Raw genomic sequence first — 7,395 nt, forward strand, 5'->3', positions numbered from 1 at the left:
AAAGGAAGCAGAGCTTGTCCGGATCGATCAGGTTCCGGCGGCGTCCCATTTCGAGACGAAGAGCGCCGAGTGCCTGCGCGACGGCCAGCGGTTTGTCCGCAACAATCAACAAAAGATCGCCTGTCTTCGCGCCGCACTTCTCCTTGATTTTCTCGAAGACCTCGTCAGAATAGAATTTCTTGAACGGGGACTTGACGCCCTCCGTCGAATACTGGATCCACGCCATCCCCTTCGCGCCATAGCCCTGCACATACTCGACAAGGCCGTCGAGCTCGCGGCGCGGGATGTCGGCGTAGTCGTCGACCTTGATGGCCTTGACCTGACCGCCCGCTTCGAGGACGGACGAGAAGACCTTGAAGGTCGAGCCTTTGACCTCTTCGGAAATGTCGAGAAGCTCCATACCGAAACGCAAATCCGGCTTGTCCGAGCCGAAGCGCTCCATCGCGTCGTCCCACGTCATCCGCAGGAACGGCGTTTCGAGCTTCGTACCGAGCGCCTTCTCAAAGAGCTCCGCCATCATGCCTTCCATCATCGTCAAGATCGTCTCTTGGTCGGTGAAGGACATTTCAATATCAAGCTGCGTGAATTCCGGCTGGCGGTCGGCGCGCAAATCCTCGTCGCGGAAGCAACGAACGATCTGGAAATACTTCTCGAAGCCCGCCACCATCAAAATCTGCTTGTAAATCTGCGGCGCCTGCGGCAGCGCGTAGAAATTGCCGGGGTTCTGACGGCTCGGCACGAGGAAATCGCGGGCGCCCTCCGGCGTGCTCTTGCAGAGCATCGGCGTCTCGATTTCAAGGAAGCCGTTGCGGTCAAAGTAGTCACGCATGATTTTTGCTACGCGGTGACGCAGCATAATGTTCTTCTGCATCTCCGGGCGGCGCAGATCAAGATAACGGTACTTGAGACGTACCTTCTCATCTACATCAATACCGTCCTGAATGTAGAACGGCGGAGTCTTTGCCTTGTTCAGAATACGAAGCTCTGTGCAGACAATCTCGATATCGCCTGTCTCCATCTTCGGATTTACCGTCTCCTCGGAACGTGCGCGAACCTTGCCGCGTACACCGATAACGAACTCCGAACGGAGCGACTCTGCTTTATGGAATGTTCCGTCGTTCATAGCAGCCTCATCATAGACTACCTGTACATAACCGGAACGGTCACGCAAATCAACGAAAATCAGTCCGCCGTGGTCGCGTCGGCGGGATACCCATCCGCAGACGATAACCTCCTGTCCTACTTCCGTTTTGCGAATGTCACCGCAATGATGCGTGCGTTTCATCCCCTCTAATGTTTCCATTAACCTTTCACCTCATCAGTTAACTTTTTAATGATTTCTTCCATAGATATCTCTGTCTGTGCACTTGTCTTCATATCACGGAGCACAACAACATTTTTGGCGATTTCATCATCGCCGATAATAACAGTATAATGAGCCATTGCCTTATCAGCCTGCTTCATCTGCGCCTTCATGCTGCGGCCCGCGTAATCCATAGCCGCCGTGAGTCCTGCGTCGCGCAGCTCAACAAGCAGCTTGAATCCGATGGACTGTGCCTTCTCACCAAGCGCAACAATGAACGCGTCTGCCTTATGAGGCTCAGCATGGAACAGCTTCTGCTGCTCAAGAGCAAGCATAACACGCTCAAGACCAACCGCAAAGCCAACCGCAGGAGTCGGATTTCCGCCAATCTCCTCAATAAGACCGTCGTAGCGTCCGCCGCCGGCGACAGCACTCTGCGCGCCCAGCGGAGCATATTTTATCTCAAAAGCGGTCTTCGTATAGTAATCAAGGCCCCGTACAAGGCGCGGGTCGCATGTAAAGGAAATTCCCGCCGCCGTCAGATACTCCTTGACCTTCTCGAAATGCTCGTTGCACTCGTCGCAAAGGCAGTCCGTAATCTCCGGAGCACCTACCGACAAACGCTGGCATTCCTCACTCTTGCAGTCCAGAATACGCATAGGATTGCGGTCATAACGGGAACGGCATACCTCACAGAGTCCGTCCAGCTTATCCTTGAAGAACTCCTGCAGCTTCTGACGGTATACAGGGCGGCACTTCGGGTCGCCTACCGAATTGATGCTGAGCTCCAAATCCTTCAGGCCCAGCGACTGCAAAAAGCGGACTGCGAGGATAATAATCTCAGCGTCAACAGCCGGGCTCTGTTCCCCCAGCGCCTCAACTCCGAACTGATGAAACTCGCGATAACGTCCCTTCTGCGGCCGGTCATAGCGGAACATCGAGCCGATATAAAACAGCTTCGTCAGAGAGCCGTCTGCATAAAGCTTATTCTGAAGATACGAGCGCACAGCCGCAGCCGTGTTCTCCGGACGCAGCGTAATGCTGCGGTCACCGCGGTCCGTGAAGGTATACATTTCCTTCTCGACAACATCAGTGGTATCACCGATACCGCGCTGGAAAAGCTCCGTATGCTCAAAAATCGGTGTGCGGATTTCCTGAAAACCGAATTTGCCGCAGAGTTCACGGATTTTTTTCTCTACATAAAGCCAAGCGTCAACTTCACCCGGCAGAATATCCTTCGTTCCGCGCGGGCCCTGTGTAAGAAGCGCCAAGATTACTCCTCCTCATCGCCATACGCCTCTTTCAGAAGCATATCGCGTTTTTCTATGTATGTATCCACGCGGTCAAGATAAACCGCAAGGTCTTTCGCATTAAAGGAAGTCTTCAGACGGAGTGTCTTCGGATTGACGATTTTTGACGTCGCCGCTCCGCCAATACCCAAAATAGTCTGATGCTCTTCCATAATCTGTATATTATAAAGGCTCTCCGCCCCGGCAACACAACAGCCGATATTTTCCATCTGACCGCTCTGATAACCCTGTCGGTAAAGATAATACGGACGGCGCCCCGACGCCTCCACAGACGAAAGCGCGATATTAAACATCTTTCGCACAGTTTCATCATCAGGAAGCTCAGTCTCATCAAGCTGCATCTTCAAAAGCGAACCCCTCTTGAGAGCCAGCGCGTGAAGAGTAACATCCTCCGGCTCAAGAGCCAGCACCTTATCAATGGTGTCCTGCATATCCTCCGGGCCTTCTCCCGGAAGACCCACAATAAGGTCCATATTTATTGAAGGAATTCCTGCTTCGCGGAGGTCTCTGTACATCTTCAGAATATCCTCCGGCGTATGCTGACGTCCTATACGCTTTAACGTACGGAGCTGCATAGTCTGAGGATTTACGCTCACGCGGCCCACATTGTATTTCACCATGCAGGCAATCTTCGCAGGAGACATACTGTCAGGTCGTCCTGCTTCTACAGTAAATTCCTTGATTCCATCATGATAAAATGCAGAAACAACCCTCTGCATCATATCCTCAAAATACGCATCGGGCAGGCTCGTAGGAGTACCCCCGCCGATGTAAATATTCTGCACGGTAAACCCATAGGTATCTATGGCACGCCTTACTGCATCAAGGTCACGCTGAAAGACCTCCATAAACCTGTCCAGCTCTTTATCAGCAGGCAGCACGTTCGCAGGGAACGAACAGTACAGGCACCGTGACAGACAAAACGGAATGCCGACATATATGCTGACAGTACGCGGTGTTGTCTGTGCGAGAAAAGGCCTCTGGTAATACGCAAGGTCTGTTATAAGCTCAGCCTTCTCGCGGCTTGCCTCAAAATCCGTCATCAAACGGCAGATAACAGCCTCGCGGTCCATCCCCTTCTCAATGTAGCGGTGAACAATCTTCGTCGGACGCACACCGTGCAAAATCCCCCACGGCGCAGGCGGCAGCTCCACAAGCTCATGCAGAAGATGATAAAAATTCATCTTTACAAGCCTATGTACCTCAGCGCGGGGAGCCTCATCAGGACTTCCCTCCGTCGTACACTCCGCATGCATTGTCTTTCCGTCGTTTCCTACAATAGAAAGCTCCGTATGGACAACAGCCTTATCTCCATCAGCTATATCATGACGCAGGTCAAAAACATCATAATCAGTATCTCCGTCATCCTCCGCAACCGAAATATGATAGAGCGAAAGGACTTCCTTTGACACCTTTACTATGACCTGCTCATCATGGTTTAACCGAAACTCACGTATTCTCAAGCTCGTTCTGGCACTCCTTGCAATATCCGTAGAATTTCACCTGATGATCCGTAATCTTAAATCCTGACTTCTTCGCCACATCAGCCTCAAGCTCGTCAAGCAGATCATCAAAGAACTCCGTTACCTTTCCGCATTTGATGCAGATAAGGTGATGATGCTGATGCTCATTATTCTTTGTATCGGCAATCTCATATCTGCTGCAGCCGTCGCCAAACTCCATCTTCTGCAAAATACCAATCTGCACCAGAAGCTCAAGCGTGCGGTAGACAGTTGCCAATCCGATATCGGAGGACTTATCCCGCAGTGCACCGTAAACATCCTCTGCACTCAGATGCTCACCCGGATGCTCCAGAAGGATTTCAAGAACAGTACGGCGCTGCATAGTAAGTTTGTATTGTTTTCGCTGAAGGCGTTGTTTCAACATTTCAAGCATTTCTGTATCCCGCATAAAAACCCTCCTTACTAAAGAAACATCAAATATATATTTTACATGACGCAAGACGGTATTGCAACTAAAATTCAATCCCCTTCTGCGCCTTTATTCCCTTCTGAAACGGATGGCGAATCAGCTTCATCTCCGTCACCAGATCCGCCTGCTCAATAATCTCGGGACGGGCATCTCTTCCCGTAAGCACAACATGAAGCTCCTCAGGCTTCTTGCTCAAAAGCTCCAATATATCCTGCTCCGTCAAAAGACCGAACTTCACAGCATAATTAATCTCATCAAGAATAACGAGATCCCAGTTTCCGCTGGTTATCTCAGCCTCAGCATCCTTCAAAGCCTCATGCGCGGCCTTGATATGCTTCTCCATATCCGATTTATCCCGCTGAGTAAAGCCCAGTCCGCACTGACGTACCTCGATATGAGGCTCAGCCTCGCGCAACGCCTCAATAGCCTTGAGCTCTCCGTACTTCCAGCCGCCCTTTATGAACTGCAGAATCAAAACACGGAGCCCCTCGCCCCATGCGCGCACCGCAAGCCCTATGGCCGCCGTAGTCTTCCCTTTTCCTTCCCCTGTATGTACAAGCACAAGACCCTTATGCGAATCCTCCATCGTAACCCTCCCGAAAACATATATAAATCTAAAGAAAAAAATGTTATACTAATAACGTTATTTTTTATTATACATTTTCCGGGTGAATTTATGAAGAAGTTTCTGCTTTTTGCAATTCTCATCGCGAGCTTTACATTTGTCAACGCTTACCTGATTGAAAAGGTAGACGTCCTAAAAGTAAAAGACATAACACCGGAGTTTTCGTTTACCGAAGAAAACGGTCATGTTACTATGCACTGGAACAAGCTTCCATATCCCTGCATCTACAAAATCGACACATACTCAAAAACAACCGGCATGGTAAAGGACGAGCCGGAATACCATCTTTTCAGCACCGAATACACCACAGGCGACCACATACAGGTAGCGGATTCCGCGGTACCCATGTTTTATGAAGTAACCGCCTACGGCCTCTTCTCCGTACTCGGCGGTCCGTATCCTCATGCAGCAAACCCGGACTTCCCGAACCCTGTCATGCCTGTTTCCATCTTTCACTACACAGACGAAAAACCTGCAAGTCTGAAGCCTTTCCTTGTATGGCACTCCGTCCCCGGAGCCGTCATGTACGAAATCGAGCTTCTTTCCGAAGCCCCCAAAATAGAAGGAGGCATCACAGCCTCCCAGAACGGGCACCTCTACAGCACCTCCAAAGTATTTACAAACGGATGGCAGGCTGACCTCTCCCAGTGGAAAAACCGCAAGGAGCTTTACTGGCGTGTCCGTGCCCTCGACCTCCAGCGCCGTCCTATCGGTGAATTCTCAAAGGCTGAGCGCATTGTCATAGACGCCTCTGTTCCCGCGCCTACCGCTCCGCTCATCAATACCTTTGACCAGATGGCGCAGGCAGCGCCGCCCCTTTACCCTGTCTATCAGTGGATTCCTATCCATAACAGCATGCGCTATGAAGTCGAGCTTTTCACAACAAAGCCCGCATCCGTAAGCCCCACCGAGCCTACACCAGAGCGTGAATGGTACAGAATTGCCGACGACTCATTCAGCAGCTACGACGAATATCCGCGTCCGTACGCCGGCACATACTACTGGCGCGTCCGTGCTATAGACAAAAACGGCAAAACTATCGGCACATACTCGGAGCTGGCACCCTTCACCGTCCCCGAACAAAAAGCGCCCATTTACGCGGCAGCATTCGGAGACAGCATCACCCACGGTGGCGGAGCTATATCCTACTCGCCTGCAAACCTCGAATACTCGTACACCACATATCTTGATTTCCCTGCGCTGAACCTCGGTAGAAGCGGCGATACGGCGCACGCGACCATGCTTCGATTTGAAGATGACGTGCTTCCGTTCCACCCGAAAAATCTGCTGATACTCACAGGCTCAAACGATTTGCGTTCTGACCTCAGCGCCCAATCAATAATTGCGGATTTGGATATCATACGCGTAAAATGCGAGGCAAACGGCATCCGTCCGATTTTCCTCACACTCATGCCGATTCATCCGATGAACATCTACACGGCATTCCGTACCCCCAGCGACCCGAACTGGTACGCGAAGATGAAGAAAATCAACGAATTCATCCGCAAACAGGAATACCACATTGACCTCGAGCCGTACTTCTACGACAAGAATCATCTGCAGCTCGAAACCAGCCTGAGCATCGACGGACTCCACCCGGATATCCGCGGCAAAATGCTCATGGCAGAAATCATCAACGCGCATAAAGAAGTTTTGATTCCGCGTTGACTTACAAAAAATGCCTTCGTCCCGGCTTTGCATTTGCAAAACTGAAACGAAGGCGTTACAATATACATACAGAGACAGCCGATGTCCATAGTCGGCTTCCTCGGATAATGGTTATCAGAGAAAAGACCGCCTCGTGGAAAAAGCGCGGTCTTTTTTCGTGTTTAGATTACTTGAACATAATTAACATCGAAATAAGGCTAACTATGAACGTAAGAACTGCAATCAGGATTGAAAGCTTTTCGTATCGCGTCATAGCATCACCTCCTCAAATGAGGAAGACCGACTCATCGGCTGCGTTTCTTATTTTAGCACAACAGTTCCTTTTTCTCAAACGATATATTGATTTTTCCAGACAAAAACGCCTTCGTCCCGGCTTTGCATTTGCAAAACTGAGGCGAAGGCATTACTATATACATAAAGAGACAGCCGATGTCCACAAGTCGGTTTCCTCAAAACTGATTTAATGAGAAAAGACCGCCTCCGGAAAAAGCGCGGTCTTTTTTCGCGTTTAGATTACTTGCTTAAAAACGAAAAAACGGTGGCTATCAACGTTAGAA

General features: G+C 50.4%; 6 protein-coding genes. 1 reads left to right on the forward strand and 5 read right to left on the reverse strand.

All coding sequences use genetic code 11. The features are described from left to right. The 5 genes from aspS to cobO form a co-directional block, all read right to left on the reverse strand. Window positions 1–1,303, reverse strand: a 1,303-nt coding sequence (aspS, locus tag ACY69O_RS04345) for an aspartate--tRNA ligase (protein ID WP_462332243.1), incomplete at its 3' end; no start/stop codon positions are given. Then, on the reverse strand, window positions 1,303–2,574 hold the full coding sequence (gene hisS, locus ACY69O_RS04350; RefSeq protein ID WP_462332244.1) for a histidine--tRNA ligase: 1,272 nt from the start codon (window positions 2,572–2,574) through the stop codon (window positions 1,303–1,305). The genes hisS and aspS, both read right to left, overlap by 1 nt. Window positions 2,575–2,576: 2 nt before the next feature. Then, entirely contained in the window at window positions 2,577–4,076 is a 1,500-nt protein-coding gene (gene hemZ / locus ACY69O_RS04355) for a coproporphyrinogen dehydrogenase HemZ (RefSeq protein WP_462332245.1), read from the reverse strand. After that, entirely contained in the window at window positions 4,063–4,524 is a 462-nt protein-coding gene (locus tag ACY69O_RS04360; RefSeq protein ID WP_462332246.1) for a Fur family transcriptional regulator, read from the reverse strand. Before ACY69O_RS04360 ends, hemZ begins: the two co-directional genes overlap by 14 nt. A 64-nt stretch (window positions 4,525–4,588) precedes the next feature. Next, window positions 4,589–5,131: a cob(I)yrinic acid a,c-diamide adenosyltransferase gene (gene cobO, locus ACY69O_RS04365; RefSeq protein WP_462332247.1), complete on the reverse strand. Its 543-nt coding sequence runs from the start codon at window positions 5,129–5,131 to the stop codon at window positions 4,589–4,591. A 90-nt stretch (window positions 5,132–5,221) separates the two neighbouring features. On the opposite strand from cobO, the gene ACY69O_RS04370 reads away from it, so the two are divergent. Beyond that, entirely contained in the window at window positions 5,222–6,838 is a 1,617-nt protein-coding gene (locus tag ACY69O_RS04370; RefSeq protein WP_462332248.1) for an SGNH/GDSL hydrolase family protein, read from the forward strand. Window positions 6,839–7,395: the final 557 nt, after the last annotated feature.

The organism is Schwartzia sp. (in: firmicutes) (genome assembly GCF_978017985.1).